This window comes from Microvirga sp., from assembly GCF_014699075.1.
GTDB lineage: Bacteria > Pseudomonadota > Alphaproteobacteria > Rhizobiales > Beijerinckiaceae > Microvirga.
This window is the reverse complement of record NZ_JACXAB010000007.1, coordinates 12684-27052: the sequence shown is the minus strand read 5'-3', so window position 1 is coordinate 27052 and position 14369 is coordinate 12684. Positions and strand designations below refer to the sequence as shown.

At 64.1% G+C, this 14369-nt stretch carries 18 protein-coding genes; 8 read left to right on the top strand and 10 right to left on the bottom strand.

Annotated features, from left to right (window positions below; all coding sequences use genetic code 11):
- The first annotated feature begins 88 nt into the window (after positions 1 to 88).
- Positions 89 to 832, top strand: coding sequence for a bifunctional 2-polyprenyl-6-hydroxyphenol methylase/3-demethylubiquinol 3-O-methyltransferase UbiG (gene ubiG / locus IC232_RS13075; RefSeq protein ID WP_190845424.1), 744 nt, complete (start codon positions 89 to 91; stop codon positions 830 to 832).
- On the opposite strand, the gene nhaA is transcribed toward ubiG, so the two are convergent.
- Together nhaA and IC232_RS13065 are read right to left on the bottom strand one after the other, a co-directional pair.
- Entirely contained in the window at positions 801 to 2021 is a 1221-nt protein-coding gene (gene nhaA / locus IC232_RS13070; RefSeq protein WP_190845423.1) for a Na+/H+ antiporter NhaA, read from the bottom strand. The two genes, ubiG and nhaA, sit on opposite strands and share 32 nt — an antisense overlap.
- Before the next feature lie 103 nt (positions 2022 to 2124).
- Positions 2125 to 2646 (bottom strand): metallophosphoesterase family protein, encoded by a 522-nt coding sequence (locus IC232_RS13065; RefSeq protein ID WP_190845422.1) that lies wholly within the window; start codon positions 2644 to 2646, stop codon positions 2125 to 2127.
- A gap of 256 nt (positions 2647 to 2902) precedes the next feature.
- On the opposite strand from IC232_RS13065, the gene IC232_RS13060 reads away from it, so the two are divergent.
- Together IC232_RS13060 and IC232_RS13055 are read left to right on the top strand one after the other, a co-directional pair.
- Entirely contained in the window at positions 2903 to 3232 is a 330-nt protein-coding gene (locus tag IC232_RS13060; protein WP_246812195.1) for a hypothetical protein, read from the top strand.
- Positions 3233 to 3269: 37 nt separating this feature from the next.
- Positions 3270 to 3647: a hypothetical protein gene (locus IC232_RS13055; protein ID WP_190845421.1), complete on the top strand. Its 378-nt coding sequence runs from the start codon at positions 3270 to 3272 to the stop codon at positions 3645 to 3647.
- Positions 3648 to 3686: 39 nt separating this feature from the next.
- Here IC232_RS13055 and IC232_RS13050 read toward each other — a convergent pair whose 3' ends face one another.
- The 4 genes from IC232_RS13050 to IC232_RS13035 form a co-directional block, all read right to left on the bottom strand.
- Entirely contained in the window at positions 3687 to 4133 is a 447-nt protein-coding gene (locus tag IC232_RS13050) for a DUF1178 family protein (protein WP_190845420.1), read from the bottom strand.
- 42 nt (positions 4134 to 4175) lie between these two features.
- Positions 4176 to 5039 (bottom strand): carbon-nitrogen hydrolase family protein, encoded by an 864-nt coding sequence (locus IC232_RS13045; RefSeq protein WP_190845419.1) that lies wholly within the window; start codon positions 5037 to 5039, stop codon positions 4176 to 4178.
- Positions 5040 to 5663: 624 nt separating this feature from the next.
- Positions 5664 to 5921 carry a glutaredoxin 3 gene (gene grxC / locus IC232_RS13040; RefSeq protein ID WP_190845418.1) on the bottom strand — a complete coding sequence of 86 codons (258 nt, stop codon included), beginning with the start codon at positions 5919 to 5921 and terminating at the stop codon, positions 5664 to 5666.
- A gap of 51 nt (positions 5922 to 5972) precedes the next feature.
- Positions 5973 to 6755, bottom strand: coding sequence for a ComF family protein (locus tag IC232_RS13035; protein WP_190845417.1), 783 nt, complete (start codon positions 6753 to 6755; stop codon positions 5973 to 5975).
- A 346-nt stretch (positions 6756 to 7101) separates the two neighbouring features.
- Here IC232_RS13035 and IC232_RS13030 point away from each other — a divergent pair, with 346 nt between their 5' ends.
- From IC232_RS13030 to IC232_RS13015, 4 genes are all read left to right on the top strand, one after another.
- Positions 7102 to 7980 (top strand): methyltransferase domain-containing protein, encoded by an 879-nt coding sequence (locus tag IC232_RS13030; protein WP_190845625.1) that lies wholly within the window; start codon positions 7102 to 7104, stop codon positions 7978 to 7980.
- A gap of 81 nt (positions 7981 to 8061) precedes the next feature.
- Positions 8062 to 8427, top strand: a complete 366-nt coding sequence (locus IC232_RS13025) for a DUF427 domain-containing protein (protein WP_190845416.1) — start codon at positions 8062 to 8064, stop codon at positions 8425 to 8427.
- A gap of 202 nt (positions 8428 to 8629) precedes the next feature.
- Entirely contained in the window at positions 8630 to 9778 is a 1149-nt protein-coding gene (locus IC232_RS13020) for an iron-containing alcohol dehydrogenase (protein WP_190845415.1), read from the top strand.
- Between the two features lie 8 nt (positions 9779 to 9786).
- On the top strand, positions 9787 to 10221 hold the full coding sequence (locus tag IC232_RS13015; RefSeq protein ID WP_190845414.1) for an acyl-CoA thioesterase: 435 nt from the start codon (positions 9787 to 9789) through the stop codon (positions 10219 to 10221).
- Here the strand turns inward: IC232_RS13015 and IC232_RS13010 are convergent.
- On the bottom strand, positions 10205 to 11131 hold the full coding sequence (locus IC232_RS13010; protein WP_190845413.1) for a DMT family transporter: 927 nt from the start codon (positions 11129 to 11131) through the stop codon (positions 10205 to 10207). The genes IC232_RS13015 and IC232_RS13010 overlap by 17 nt on opposite strands.
- 8 nt (positions 11132 to 11139) lie before the next feature.
- Complete coding sequence (gene mutT / locus IC232_RS13005; RefSeq protein WP_190845412.1) at positions 11140 to 11562, bottom strand: 8-oxo-dGTP diphosphatase MutT; 423 nt, start codon at positions 11560 to 11562, stop codon at positions 11140 to 11142.
- 103 nt (positions 11563 to 11665) lie between these two features.
- On the opposite strand from mutT, the gene IC232_RS13000 reads away from it, so the two are divergent.
- Positions 11666 to 12043: a hypothetical protein gene (locus IC232_RS13000; RefSeq protein WP_190845411.1), complete on the top strand. Its 378-nt coding sequence runs from the start codon at positions 11666 to 11668 to the stop codon at positions 12041 to 12043.
- Here IC232_RS13000 and argJ read toward each other — a convergent pair whose 3' ends face one another.
- On the bottom strand, positions 12044 to 13285 hold the full coding sequence (gene argJ, locus IC232_RS12995; protein WP_190845410.1) for a bifunctional glutamate N-acetyltransferase/amino-acid acetyltransferase ArgJ: 1242 nt from the start codon (positions 13283 to 13285) through the stop codon (positions 12044 to 12046).
- 187 nt (positions 13286 to 13472) lie between these two features.
- Complete coding sequence (locus IC232_RS12990; protein WP_190845409.1) at positions 13473 to 14366, bottom strand: peptidylprolyl isomerase; 894 nt, start codon at positions 14364 to 14366, stop codon at positions 13473 to 13475.
- Positions 14367 to 14369: the final 3 nt, after the last annotated feature.

The following is a 14369-nucleotide window of genomic DNA, read 5'->3' as shown; positions in this document are numbered from 1 at the left end:
CGGCGCGAAAGGCGCGTATACATGACGGTAGGGCCGCGCCCTGTCAACGCGCGGGAATCAATTCTCTGTCCTAAGGAATCAGGCTTCGATGACCCACGGCGCCTCCACCACCATCGACCCCGCCGAGGTCGCCCGTTTCGACAAGATCGCCGAGACGTGGTGGGACCCGAAGGGCCCCATGAAAGTCCTGCACAAGTTCAATCCGGTACGTCTGGCCTATGTCCGCGACGAGGCCTGCCGCCGCTTCGGGCGCGACCCGCGTTCGGCGCGTTCGCTTGAGGGGATTTCCATCCTGGATGTGGGCTGCGGCGGGGGCGTGCTCTCAGAGCCGCTCGCGCGCCTTGGGGCAACAGTGACGGGGCTCGATCCCGCGCCCACGAACATCTCCGTCGCCCGGCTCCATGCGGAGCGCGCCGGGGTGGCGGTCGATTACCGCAACGAGACCGTGGAGGCTGTGGTCGCCAGGGGTGAGACCTTCGACATGGTGCTCGCCATGGAGGTGGTGGAGCATGTGGCCGACCGGGAAGCCTTCGTGCAAGCCTGCGCCCAGGCGGTGAAGCCGGGCGGTACGCTTGCCATGGCGACGATCAACCGAACCCTGCGCTCCTTCGCGTCCGCCATCGTGGGAGCCGAGTACATTCTGGGCTGGCTGCCCAAGGGCACCCACGAATGGGACAAGTTCGTCACCCCCGAGGAGTTGACCTCCGCCATTGAGGCGGCAGGTTTCCGTGTGGATGACCTCAAGGGCGTCGCCTACAGCCCCTTGAGGGACAGCTGGTCCCTGTCTCGCGACACAGCGGTCAATTATATGCTGCTGGCCTCGAAGGCTTGAGCGGCTGCTCCCGCGGGGCGATGCTGAGCACCAGATAGCCTGCCAGGGCCGAGAGGGCCGAGCCCATGAGCACGCCGATCTTGGTGGCATCCCCCAGCTCCGGCTGGCCCGGGAAGGCGAGCGCCCCGATGAACAGGCTCATGGTGAAGCCGATGCCGCACAGGAGCGCCACGCCGTAGCACTGGGCGCGCGTTGCGCCTGCCGGCACATCGGCGAGGTTGAACCTGATCGCCAGCTCCGAGAAGGCATAGACACCTGCCTGCTTGCCGATGAAGAGGCCCAGGGCGATGCCCAGCGGCAGGGGGCTCAGGATTGCATCGAGAGAAAGCCCGGACAGGGACACGCCCGCATTGGCGAGGCCGAAGATCGGGATGATCGCATAGGCCACAGGCCCATGGAGAGCGTGCTCGAGCCGGTGGAGGGGCGCATCCTCGGCGCGGGTTTTCTTCGGGTCGGCCTGAAGCGGAATGGTGAGCGCAAGGGCGACTCCGGCCAGCGTGGCGTGAATGCCCGATTTCAGGACGAAGAACCACAGCACCGCACCGACCGCGAGATAGGGCAGGAGCGACACGATTCCGAAGCGGTTGAAGGCCACCAGCACGACGAGGCAGAGGGCGGCGGCGCCCAGCATCATCAGCGACAGGTCGCTGGTGTAGAACAGGGCGATGATGATGATCGCGCCGAGATCGTCGAGGATCGCCAGCGCGGTCAGGAAGATCTTGAGGGAAGTCGGCACCCTGGAGCCAAGGATCGCCAGAACGCCGAGCGCAAAGGCGATGTCTGTGGCGGCCGGAATCGCCCAGCCGGAGCGGAGATGCGGCTCGTTCCAGGTGATGGCGAGATAGACGAGCGCCGGCACGACCATGCCGCCGAACGCCGCGATGCCCGGCAGCATGCGCCGCGGCCAGGTGGAGAGCTGCCCGTCCAGCATCTCGCGCTTGATCTCAAGGCCCACCAGCAGGAAGAACACGGCCATGAGCGCGTCGTTGATCCAGTGCAGGACGCTCAGGCCCAGGACATAGGTCTTGAGCAGGCCGAAATAGGCATCGGTCAGAGGTGAGTTGGCGATCACGAGGGCGATTACCGTCACGCCCATGAGGATCATGCCGCCGGAGGCCTCGCTGTCGAAGAACCGGCGCATCAGCGAGATGCGTCGGGTCGGCCTCACGTCGTTCTTCGGCAGATCCATCCGTAACTCCTCTCAGGCCCAACCTGTCTTACGGGGAATGGTTCGGGTTAAGCGTCCGAAAACGGTTACGTCCACTCACAAAACCAGGAGCAACTCTGCTGGATCAGTCAGTCTTGACGGCCATGCGCCGGCGCCGTGTGCCAAGGATCGTCTCAAGCGTAACCGGGCGGTAGTCGAAAGCATCCACGCCCACATCGAATTGCCGGGTCTGGGGTTTGAGCTTGCCGTGGGAATGGCCGTGCAGGTCGATCCAGCCGCGGCCCATGTTCTTCCAGGTGCGGAAGGCGTAGTGGCACATCACCATCGCATGACCGTCGAGCATCAGTTCGGCGTAAGCCTGCACGCTCTCCCAGCCCTTGGCCGCAAGGGTCGCCGCACCATCGTTGTTGCCGGTGATCAGGTGCTTGCGTCCGTTGATCAGGCCCAGGAGCTCGTCGATCCGCTCCGGGCGCACATGCAGGGCGAAGTCGCCCAGATGCCAGACCTCGTCGTCGGCTGAGACAACCGCGTTCCAGTTGGCGATCAGCGCCTCGTCGTGCTCTGGGATCGTCCTGAACGGACGCTTGTCGATGCGCAGCACCCTGGGGTCGCCGAAATGGGTGTCGCTGGTGAAGAAAACCGCCAAATCAGCCCCTGTAACTGGTCTCTCTGAAGTGAATCCCGGAGGTTGAAACGTTGACCCTGGAACAGAGTTCAGTCCGATCATGAAGAACCGAAGCGGTCTATCCCACTGAAAATTCTTCCTTAACGTAAGTTGTGCTATGTCGGATCCGCATCCTGCTAAATCGAGACAATAAAAGTCCCCAACAGCTAGGCTCGCTGTAACTGAGATGCATTCGGCAGGGCAATCTTGCCATCATTGCAACTTTGAGGGGCAAATCTTGAAGATCATCACCAGCCTTATGATGGCCGGCTTTCTTGCCGTGTCTGCTTTCAGCTCAGCGAATGCTGCCAACCGGCATGTCGATATCGTCAACGATACGGGAATGACCATGGCGGAGTTCTATGCCTCTGCCACGGGAACCGACGACTGGGAAGAAGACATCCTCGGCTCGGACACCTTGGCGAATGGAGAAGTGTTCGACGTCGACATCGACGACGGCTCTGGAGCGTGCAAGTTCGACTTCAAGGCAGTCTTTACCGATGGCTCCTCCCATGTGAGGCGCGCCGTCAATGTCTGCTCCATCTCGACATTCACCTATCAGCGCTGAGCCTGTGGCTCCAAGCATCCCTAGTGGGAGACAACACATGATCAAATCCAAGCTTTTCGGACTGGCCCTCATGGGCCTTGCCATGGGCGTGAGCCTTCCGGCCGAGGCCGGCGGCCCTGGCGTCTATGCGGTCAAGGGCAATAACGGCGAACCAGACAGCGACTACACGGGAACACTGACCATCGTTCAGACGAGCAAGGATACGTTCAAGCTCACCTGGAACATCGCCGGCGAAAAGTACGATGGTTTCGCCATCGGCGACGAGCGCTTTCTCGCAGCGAGCTTTACCAGCAAAGGCTCCAGCGGGACGGCTCTTCTCGTCGAAGATGACGAGAACAAGGGCGGCTATAAGAGCATTTGGGCCTTCAAGGGTGAGACCCAACTCGGCGTCGAACTGATCACGCCGAAGAAATAGCCTGTCGTGTTAGCTGCGGGGACGGCTGGAGCGCCGTCCCTAATTCCTATCGTCCGGCACGATCGGTAAGGGCAGCACGTCGATACCCTCCTCCAGGAGCGCTCGCGCTTCGGCGAGATCCGCCTCGCCGTAGATCGAGCGCTCCTCCGTCTCCCCGAAATGCATCTTGCGCGCTTCCTCGACGAAGCTCTTGCCCACGTTCTCGGCGTTCTTCATCACGTGCTCGCGCAAGGCCCGCAGAGCCGCGCGCAACTCGCGCTCCCGGTCCGAGAGAACCGCCATGGGCTGCGGCTCCGGAGCCGTTGCAATCGGCGCTTTATCCGTGCGCGCGACGGACGGGGCCATGATCTGCTTCTCGACCTTGGCGGAGTTGCAGTACGGGCACGTCACGAAGCCGCGCTTGCGCTGCGTCTCGAACGCGTCGCTTGAAGGAAACCAGCTCTCGAACTCGTGGGCCTGCTCGCAGGCCAGTGCGTACTTGATCATGTCCTTGAGACGTAAGGATTCGGGCTTGGAAAGGGAAGGGGATCAGGCGGTAGCCGCCCGGTCCGTTTCGATGGTGGGCACGACCTCGACCCTGAAGGGCCGGGCGTTCTTGAGAGTGGGGATGCGGCCGCGCACCTCCGCCACGAGGGCGGTGTCGATCTCGGCCAGGAACACCCCGGGCTCCGTGCCGCCTTCCGCCAGAATGCGGCCCCAGGGATCGACGATCAGCGAATGGCCGTAGGTCTCGCGGCCGTCCTCGTGGAGCCCCGCTTGCGCGGCGGAGATCATGAAGGAGCCCGTCTCGATGGCCCTGGCCCGGTGCAGGATGTGCCAGTGCGCCTCGCCCGTCTGCTTGGTGAAGGCGGCCGGCGCCGACAGGAAGGAGGCTCCATTATCGGCCAGCGCCTTGTAGAGAGCGGCGAAGCGCACGTCGTAGCAGATGGTCATGCCGAGATAGCCCCAGGGCGTCTCGGCGGCCACGGCCGATGCCCCGCCTGTGTACGTGGCCGATTCGCGCCAGCTTTCGCCGTTCGGCAGGTCCACGTCGTAGAGGTGGATCTTGTCGTAGGACGTGATGACCTCGCCGTCCCGGTCGATCAGGAAGGCCCGGTTGGCGACCTTGTCGCCCTCCTTCACGGCGATGGAGCCGATCTGGACCACGATGCTGCGCTCCCGCGCCACGTCGCGTAAGGACGCGAGCACCGGATCCTGCGCCTCCGGCCCGACCTTGTCGAACAGCTCCGCCCGGTCGCGGCAGACGAGCGACGTCATCTCCGGCGTCTGGGCGAAATGCGCGCCCTGATCGGCCGCCTGGCGCACGAGGGCCACGGCGGCGTCGCGGTTCTTCAGGACGTCGCGCCCGGAGCGCATCTGGATGCAGGCGGCGGTGAAGCGGGGCTGGTTCATACGTGAGTCTCCGGTAAGGGCACACCATACCTATATGCATATAGTGCTTACTTAGCGCTACAGCATCGAAATGGTGTTCACCTTACCGGCTATTGCAACTCAGCGAACCTCTACCTTGTATTGGACGGTTCGAGTGTTGCCGGATGGAAACACGGCGTCCGTTTGGAAACTGTCCGCGCCCGTATAGCCTGGTGCAGGGGTATAGATAACCTGCGTTACTGGAACCCTACGTGTGTTGCAGTGAGCCCGATTATCTCCCTGTTTGTAGTCCGTGAAATCGGTTGCTTCTCGAAACTCTACTGTACCGTGCTTGGGCCGCTCGATGATGCGGATCGTTGTTGAACCGCGAGAGGTGCAATCTGGATTGATTGAAGAATAAATATCTACCTTCAAGGGCTTTCCAGAAATCGCAACCTTAAGGGGAGCCGATACAGGGCTGGTTGCATTGCATCCCGATAAGGCCAATGTACCGACCAAGGCGAGCAGACTATTGGTGCGCATAAATACTCCCGGAAAGTGATCAGGAGTATTTTTCTATAGAAACACTATTGCGCAAGTCTTTTAAATGGTCCTGTGTCAGGATCGGTTGGGATGTAGCGCGATTGCATCACCTCTTGATCGCCGTCAAGCCACTAGCAAACGCTCTAATTCCCCTCTGTCATCAAGATCATACAGGTCGTCGCAGCCGCCGACATGCTTTTCGCCGATGAAGATCTGCGGCACGGTCGAGCGGCCCTTGGCCTTCTGGATCATCTCGGCCCTGGCTTCGGGCTTCTTCTCGATGTCGATCTCGGTGAACGCGGCGCCCTTCTCTGTGAGAAGCTTTTTGGCGGCCGAGCAGTAGGGGCACCAGCTTTTCGTATAGATCGTGATGGCAGGCATCGTCGGAATGTCTCCTGTGGTGGGGAGGATATAGGAAGCTTTGCGCCTCAGTCACAACTCCTTCACCACCCGGGCGAAGGCCAGAACGTCGACGGAAGCCGCGCCGCCGCGCAGAAGCACCCGTGAGGCAGCGTTGGCCGTGGCCCCGGTGGTCAGCACGTCGTCCACGAGGAGCACGCGCTTGCCCTGCAGCCGCGCCTTCGCCTCCAGGGGGACGCGGAAGGCGCCCTGGAGGTTTTCCTGCCGCTGCGCCTTGGTGAGTCCCACCTGCCGCCGGGTGCGCTTGACGCGGGCGAGCAGGAACGGATCGCAGGGCACGCCGCTCTCGGCGGAGACAACTCTTGCCAACGCCATCGCCTGGTTGAAGCGCCGCCACCAGAGCCGCCAGCGGTGGAGCGGCACCGGCACGATCACGTCCGCGTCCACTAGGAGCTCCGCGCCTGCCCGCGTCATCATTCCGCCCAGCGCCCGGGCGAGTTCGAGGCGGTCGTTGTATTTGAGGCGGTGAACGAGAAGGCTTGCGGTGCCGTCGTATTCGGCGACGGCCCGGGCCCGCTGAAACACCGGCGGGTCGGCGATGGCAGCCGGCGAGAGCAGCGGCTGGCCGAGGTCGACCGCAAACGGCGTTCCGAGCCGCTCGCAATAGGGGCGCTCGATGAAGCGAACGCCCGACCAGCAGGCGGCGCAGAGGGTGTGAGACTCCCCGGTGGCGGCCTGGCAGGCGATGCAGGTCGGCGGGTAGACGAGGCCGAGAGCCGAGCGCCAGGCCTCCCGCGCTCCGCGGTGGAGGCGGGCGCGGAGCTGAAGGGGCTCAACGTCGAGGGGCTCGCTCATGGGCAAAGCTTAGCCGATGAGTTCGCGAAGGACGAGGAGGAGTTACCCTGTGACTGTCTGGTGAGCCCTTTCCCGTCATGGCCGGGCTCGTCCCGGCCATCCACGTCTTTGGAAACCGCGGCGTTCCAGAAGACGTGAATCCCCGGAACAAGTCCGGGGATGACGGGGAGGGTTTCAGGACAAGGAGAGTCTCATCCCCGGCTGGAGCGTCAGCGGAGGGGAAGGGAATCCATTGTGCCGCGCGTGATCGTGGACCCCCTTCCCTCGCTCCGCTCGCCGGGGATGACAAGGCGTGCTCCAAAAATCCCTTGGACCTTCGCCCGGCACACGCCATATCCAGCGCCTCATGAGCACGCCTCTCGTCTTCGACCGCCCCCTCGTCCGCCGCCGCTTGGCCCGCGCCGTGCGCCAGGGCTATGCCGATTTCCTGCTGGTCCGCGCTGTCGAAGACCTGGAGGAGCGGCTCACGACCGTGCTGCGGGAGTTTCCCCTCGCCCTCGACGTGGGCACTCCCACGCCTGCCGCCGCGGACGCTCTGCGCCGGAGCGGGCGCGCTGAGACCGTGATCCGCCTCTCACCGGTGCCGGAGCCGGGGAGCATCCTGGGCGACGAGGAGCGGCTGCCGTTCTCCGGCGAGCGCTTCGACCTCGCCGTGTCGCTCCTGTCGCTGCATTCCGTCAACGACCTGCCGGGCTCCCTCATCCAGATCCGCCGCGCCCTCAAGCCCGACGGCCTCTTTGTCGGGGCTTTGCTCGGCGGCAGCACGCTCACCGAGCTTCGCCAGTCGCTGACGCAGGCCGAAGCGGAGGTGGAGGGCGGCGTCAGTCCCCGGGTGGCGCCCTTCGCGGATCTTCGCGAGATCGGCGGCCTGCTCCAGCGCGCGGGCTTTGCCCTGCCGGTGACGGATTCCGATATCGTCCGGGTGCGCTATGCCAATGCCTTCGCGCTCATGCGCGACCTGCGCCAGATGGGGCTGACCAATGCGCTGAACGACCGCCGTCGGACCCCGCTGCGACGCGCCACCCTGATCCGGGCGGCGGAGATTTATGCGGAACGCTTCAGCGAGCCCGACGGTCGGATTTCCGCGACCTTCGAGATCGTGTGGCTCTCCGGCTGGACACCCCATGAGAGCCAGCAGAAGCCCCTGCGCCCCGGCTCCGCCAAGGTGCGGCTCGCGGATGCGCTGGGCGTTAAGGAAGGCGTGTCCAAGCCTGAGAAGGAGTAGCTGGCCGGCTCGCGCCTTGGGGTGCAACCAGGTTGCCCTATCTTCATTCTCCAGAGACCCTGTCTTGGAAAAGGAAGCGCCATGAAGGAGCCCGGCCCGGATCATCCGATCACCATCACGCAGAACCCGAACCGCATCCGGGTCATGCTCGGCGGCTTCATCGTCGCGGAGACCACGCAGGCGCTCACCCTGCAGGAGGCGAATTACCCACCGGTGCAGTACATCCCCCGTGAGGATGTGCACATGGACCTGCTGGACTCGACCGATCACCACACCCATTGCCCCTACAAGGGCGAGGCCTCCTATTTCACCGTCAACGGCGGGGGGCTCGTGCGGGAGAATGCGGCCTGGAGCTATGAGCAGCCGTCCCCCTCGGTCGCCACCATCAAGGAGCATCTCGCCTTCTATCCGAACAAGGTGGATGCGATCGAGGAGTTCACGGATTAACGCATCGTGCGGAAAAGTGAACCCGGCTTTCCGGTCCACACGATGCGCTGCTCAAGAAGATAAGCATCGGACCCAAAAGTGGGCTCCACTTTTGGGTCCGATGCTCTGGGGCGTTCTCCTAAGGGTGTAAGGGATCCGGGTTGCTGCCTCGGCACGCACGAGGCATCTTCGGCGCACACAAATCCCATCTCGGGAAGCATCCATGTCGCCGTTCACCTTCAACACCGCTCCGTCCCTCGTCTTCGGCTCCGGCAGCATCGCGCGCCTCGGCGAGATCGTCGCCCAGCGTCTCGGGCCCCGGGTGACGCTCGTCACGGATGCCGGTCTGGTGAAAGCCGGGCTCATCGCGCCGACTCTCCGCGCCCTGGAGGAAGCAGGCGTGGCCGTCGACGTGTTCGATGCGGTTGTGGCCGATCCGCCTGAAGACGTGGTGCTGGCTGCGGTTGAGAAAGCGAAAGCGTTCGACGCGCGGGCCGTGATCGGTTTCGGCGGCGGTTCGTCCATCGACGTAGCAAAACTCGTGGCGCTGCTGGCCGCCAGCGGCGAGACACTTGCCGACATCTACGGCGTCGGCGTTGCAAAGGGACCGCGTCTGCCGCTGCTCGCCATTCCCACTACGGCGGGCACGGGATCGGAGGTGACGCCGATCTCCATCGTCACCACCGGCGCCCATGAGAAGAAGGGCGTGGTGTCGCCTCTCATCATTCCCGATATCGCGCTGCTCGATCCCGAGCTCACGCTCGGCCTTCCGCCGCATGTGACGGCAGCCACCGGCATCGACGCCATGGTGCATGCCATCGAAGCTTTCACCTCGACGAGCGCCAACAACAACCCGGTCTCGCAGGCGCTTGCCAAGGAGGCGCTGCGCCTGCTCGGCCGCAACATCGAGCGCGCGGTGCATCAGGGGCAGGATGTGGAGGCGCGCTCCGCCATGCTTCTGGGCTCCATGCTGGCGGGCCAGGCTTTCGCCAACTCGCCGGTCGCAGCCGTGCATGCGCTGGCCTATCCCATTGGTGGGCATTTCGGCATCCCGCACGGGCTCTCCAACGCCCTCGTGCTGCCCCATGTGCTGCGCTTCAATGCGAGCGCCTGCGAGGCGGCATATGCGGAACTGGTTCCTTATGCCTTCCCGGAACTCGAAAGCCGCGCGACGGGATCGGCCTTCGTCGAGGCTTTGGCCTCCCTGTGCACGAAGGTGGGCCTGCAGCCGCGCCTGCGCGACGTGGGCATCCCGCAGGAGGCCGTGCCGATGATGGCCGAGGATGCCATGAAGCAGACGCGGCTTCTGGTGAACAATCCGCGTCCGCTCACGTTGGACGATGCGCGCGCGATCTACGAAGCGGCTTGGTGAGACGCGCCATGAAAGATCGTCCTTTGCGCCCCGCCCGATCGGAATTCAAGCTTTTTCGCCCCATCGCCACACGCTGGATGGACAACGATGCTTATGGGCACGTGAACAACGTGCATTACTACTCGTATTTCGACTCGGCGGTGAACGGTTGGCTTGTGGAGAAGGGGCTGCTCACGATTACCGAAAGCCCTGTCATCGGCCTCGTGGTCGAGTCGGGCTGCACCTATTTCGAGAGCGTCGCCTTTCCCGATGCGCTGGAGGCGGGGATTGCGGTGGCGCATCTCGGGCGCTCCTCCGTTCGCTATCGGATCGGCATCTTCAAGCAGGGCGCGCAAGCGGCGGCCGCGCAGGGGCATTTCGTCCACGTCTATGTGGACCGCGAGAGCCAGAAGCCGGTGGAGATCCCGCGGGAGACGCGCGCCATGCTCAGCGAGCTGATCTGAGCCGCCCGCTCAGCGACACCAGCGCCACGCCGGTCAACACCACGCCACCGCCGACGATCTCTCGCAGGCCGATCTGCTCGTTCAGGAAGAGAACGGCCAAGACCGCCGTCCAGACCGGCTGGAGATAACCGACCATCGAGGCCCGGGTCGGACCGGCGCGGCGGATGAGCCGCATGAAGAGCAGGATCGGCAGGGCGGTCGAGACGATGCCGAGCGCCAGGAGTGAGGGCGCACTGCCCGGCACGGCGGCGAAGGCGGAAGGGCCTGCAACGATGAGCGCCAGCGCGGTCGCCGGAATGGCGGAGCAGATCTGCTGACCGAGGGCGAGGCGGGCCGGGTCCGCGTGCTTGATGGAGCGGACATAGAGGTTCGCGCTCGCATAGCTGAGGGCGGTCGCCACCATGGCCCCTGCGCCCCAGGGGCTGATGCCGCTGTCCGGCAGGGCGGCCGGTCCGATGAGGATTCCCATTCCCGCAAGGCCGACGATGACGCCGACGAAGCGCCGCGCGGTCAGCCGCTCGTCCGCATAAAGCAGGTGCGACAGAATCGCGACGATGAGCGGCCCCGAGGCCTGGATCATGGCCGCCGGAGCAGTTCCGATCTGGGTCAGCGCATGCGCCACGAGCACGTTCGGGATCCAGCCGTTAAGCGCCCCGAGAACCACCCAATGGTGCCACTGGCCGTTGTCGGGGCGGAAGCTCTTGGCCTGCACGGCGAACCACAGGGCGAGGGCCGACGCGCCGATGAGGCCGCGGATGGAAGCCAGCACGAAGGGGTTTATGTCTCCGCTCAGCTTGATGAACAGGAACGACGTGGACCACAGCATCGAGCAGACGAGGAGGTTCGCCGCCAGGAAGACCGGGGTCGGGGCTGCGGGAAGCGCGGCGGCTTCTCCTTGTGTGGCGGACATGCGCGATCTCAGACCAGGAGATCGACGAGGAAGGGAATCAGCGGCTCATCGGCCGGCGGCATTGGATAGGCGCGCAGCTCCTGCGGCTTGACCCATTTCAGCCCCTGTCCTTCCATCGGCTGCACGAAGCCCTCCCAGCGACGGCAGACATAAAGCGGCATGAGCAGGTGGAAGGTCTCGTAACCGTAGCTCGCAAAGGTCAGCGGCGCGAGGCAGGGCTCCTTCACGGTGATCCCGAGCTCCTCCCGCAGTTCCCGGATCAGGGTTTCCTCCGGCCGCTCGCCCGGCTCCACCTTGCCGCCGGGAAACTCCCACAAACCCGCCAGCTGCTTCCCCTCTGGGCGCTGCGCCAGAAGGATGCGGTTGTCCGTGTCGATCAACGCGACGGCAACGACAAGGGTGAGCTTGAGAGGGGGGGAGTGCGGTGTCATGGCAGACTGTGACTCAGCAGATTTGTTGCCTGATGACAACCGAGGGAGTAGTAATATATGTTTAGTATAATATTACATTACTTCAAATACCGGGGGCGCTAAGATGAAAATCAAACTTCTCACAATAGCGAGCCTTCTGGCTCTTTCTGCTTTTTCGTCACAAGCTCAGGCGGCATGCTCCGGTCCCCCGATCATGATCCCTGGAAGCTCTGCTGAACTCGAAGGCGAGATCCGGGTGAAATCAGGGACCAGTTGCAGCTTTGGCGTCAGTGGAATTCAAGGAGCAATTTCCGAGGTCAAGATCCTGCAGATGCCGAAAGTCGGCAAAGCAGTGGCAGAAAATCTGCGGGCTCACTACATGGCAAAGCCTGGCTATCAGGGTGCCGATGAGTTCACCTATGTATTCATCGGAACGGACCAGTATGGCGGCCCTATGCGCGTGGTCTTCAAGCGGAAAGTGACGGTTGTTCCAAACCTGTAGTCAGCTCCGGTAATCCCCGTTGATCTCCACATAGGCCTTGGTGAGGTCGCAGGTCCACGCGGTGGCCTCGCCGCGGCCGAGGCCGAGATCCACGCGGATCGTGATCTCGTCGCCCTTCATGTAGGCCGTGGTCCTGGCCTCGTCGTAGTCCGGATCGCGGGCGCCTTTGACGGCGACGCGGATGTCGCCGAACCAGATCGCGAGCTTGTCCCGCTCGGCGGGTTCGCCCGCCTTGCCGACAGCCATGACAACGCGGCCCCAATTGGCATCCTCGCCGGCCACGGCGGTCTTCACCAGGGGTGAGTTGGCGATCGCCATGGCGATGCGCTTGGCGGAGGTTGCGCCCGTGGCGCCGGTGACCTTCACGGTCACGAACTTGCGCGCGCCCTCGCCGTCGCGGGCGACCTGCTGAGCGAGGTCGCACAGGAGGCCTTCGAGCGCCGCGCGGAACTCCTTGAGGCGCCGGTCGCTCGGCAGCGAAATCGTGGGCGCACCCTTGGACGCTGCCGTACCGGTGGCAAAGAACAGGAGCGTATCGGACGTGGAGGTGTCGCTGTCCACCGTCACGCAGTTGAAGCTCTTGTCGGCGCCCTTTTTCAGCAGAGCCTGCAGCGCCGGGGCGTTGATCGGCGCATCGGTGAAGATGAAGGACAGCATGGTCGCCATGTCGGGGGCGATCATGCCGGCGCCCTTGGCGATGCCGTTGATCGTCACATCGACGCCGCCGATCTTGGCCGTGCGCGTGGCCACCTTCGGGAAGGTGTCGGTGGTCATGATGGCCTTGGCCGCATCGGTCCAGCCGGTGGATTTCGCCTTCTTCTCGCAGGCCGCGAGAACGCCCTGGAACTTGCTAGCGTCGAGCGGTTCGCCGATGACGCCCGTGGAGGCGATGAAGACCTGGGAGGCGCGGCAGCCTGCGGCCTCGGCGGCGATATCGGCGGTGAGCTTCACCGCTTCCGCGCCCTTCTTGCCGGTAAAGGCGTTGGCATTGCCCGAGTTCACCACCAGGGCCCGCGCGGCGCCTTTGGTGAGATTCTTGCGGCACCAGTCGACCGGAGCAGACGGGCATTTGGAGCGGGTGAAGACACCGGCCACGGCCGTGTCCTTGGGCAGCGTCACATAGAGCACGTCCGTCCGGTTCTTGTATCGGATACCGGCTTCCGCAGTGGCGATTCTGACGCCCTCGAGGGAGGGAAGCGTCGGAAACGACGTGGGCGCGAGCGGAGACACGGTCTTGGACATGAGGAACTCGGGAAAGAGCCGATGGGATACGACGTTGCGAGCGCGACCTGTGGTTTTTTAAGGCTTTTTGTCAAGTCCAAGCTTCACGAAGCGTCATTGCCGGAACGCGGAACGACGCTCCAGGCGCACCTCAAAACGAAAAGGGCGGCCCGAAGGCCGCCCTGAACTCTTCCGAAGCCGAAAAGCCTTACGGCTGCTTCTGCTCGACGAGGTTGCCCTTGTCGTCCAGGCGCTCGACCTTGGCGTTCTTGCGCAGGCCGAGGATCAGGTCCTGCTGGGCCTTGCGGGCCAGATAGGTTTGCACCTGGTCCTTGGTCTCCTCGAAGGTCGGAGCCGGCTTGTTGCGCTTTTCCTCGACCTTGATCACGTGCCAGCCGAATTGGCTCTTGACGGGATCGGAGATCTGGCCGGCTTCCATCTTGAAGGCAGCCTCGGCAAAGGGCTCGACCATGCGGTCCTTGGTGAAGAAGCCGAGATCGCCGCCGTCGGTCTTGGAGCCGGGGTCCTTGGAGACCTCGCCGGCCACCTTGGCGAAGTCCTCGCCGCCCTTCACGCGGGTGGCGATCGTCTTGGCCTCGTCCTCGTTCTCCACCAGGATGTGGCGGGCGCGGACCTCCTGCTCGGCCGGCACGCTCTTGACGGTCTCGTCATAGAGCTTGCGGGCGGCCTCCGGGGTCACGGCTTTCTTGGACTCCTGCTCGAGGTACTCGTCGAGGAGGGTCTTGTCCCGGTTATAGGCGAGCTTACGGGCGAACTCGGCGCCGCTGCCGACCTTGGCGGCCTCGGCCGCCTTGGCGCCGAGCTTCAGGTCGATCAGGTAGCCGGTGAGAAGCTCGCGCTTCTGCTCGTCGGGGACGTTGGGCATCTGCAGGGCCGAGTCCTCGGCCGCGATAGCGAGGTCACCTTCCGTGATCTCGATGCCGTTGACGCGGGCCACCACCTTGGCGGGGTCGACGGCCGGAACGGCAGCCGGCGAGGTCGCGGGAGCGGGCGGGGTCTGGGCGAGGGCAGCGCCGGCCAGGAGCGGCAGGGCGACGCCGAGGGTCAGAAGGCTCTTCCGGACGTTGAGTGAGCGATGCATTCG